At 47.7% G+C, this 856-nt stretch carries 1 protein-coding gene and 1 pseudogene; both read right to left on the bottom strand.

Annotated elements, in window-relative coordinates; translation table 11 throughout:
* Positions 1-598: ABC transporter ATP-binding protein (locus tag R7Z50_RS25970; protein ID WP_318149538.1), on the bottom strand; the 598-nt coding region annotated here is incomplete at its 3' end.
* Positions 598-856: pseudogene (locus tag R7Z50_RS25965) on the bottom strand (ABC transporter permease); the annotation flags it as partial. The pseudogene R7Z50_RS25965 and the gene R7Z50_RS25970, both read right to left, overlap by 1 nt.

Here is an 856-nt window from a genome sequence, read left to right as displayed (position 1 = left end):
AGAAAATAAATGTCGTGCCCTCTTGTTCGCTCAGTTGCTCCATGATGTCGAGTAACTCCGAAGTACTCTTTGCGTCTAAGTTGGCGGTCGGTTCATCTGCCATGACAAAGCGAGGCTTAGGTGCAAGTGCCCGTGCGACAGCAACTCTCTGTTGCTGACCACCCGACATTTTGCTCGGACGCTTGTGCATCTGCTGAGCTAAACCAACTTGCTCAAGGAGAGACATGGCACGCTCTCGGCATTCTCGTTCCGTTTTGCCTTGTAACTGCATCACAAACTCGACGTTTTCCAACGCGGTCAAAACAGGAAGAAGACTGTAGTCTTGGAAGATAAAACCAATATTGTCTCGTCTATAGGCGATCAGCTCTTTCTCCGACATCTCTGAAATTAAACATCCATCGATTTCAACACTGCCTGAAGTTGGAGCATCAATGCCGCCAAGCATATTGAGCAATGTTGTTTTACCCGAGCCAGAAGGCCCCATGATGGCGACAAACTCTCCTTGTTTTATTTCTAAATCAACGTGTTGTACCGCATGCACAGGGAAATCGCTGTCTGGATTATAAGTTTTCGTCAGTCGCTCAAGTTTAATTGTCATCAGGTCTTCTCCCCCATGGCATCAGCCGGTCGATGCTTGAGAATTTGTCGTGCGGGATACAGAGCCGCAAACAGACTGGCCATAAAAATCGCTACAATGATCATTTGATATTCGTAAAACGAAACACGAGGATAAAGCAGAGTATCGACGCCGTATGCACCTAAACCATCGGCGAGCCCTCCAAGCGACAATCCCGTCACACTGAGAAGCTTTATCATGGCAGCGCTGCCAAATAACCCTAAAGCACATCCCGTCAAA

The sequence above is a fragment of the Vibrio sp. 1249-1 genome (assembly GCF_033340495.1).
This window is presented reverse-complemented; position numbering and strand designations above follow the sequence as displayed.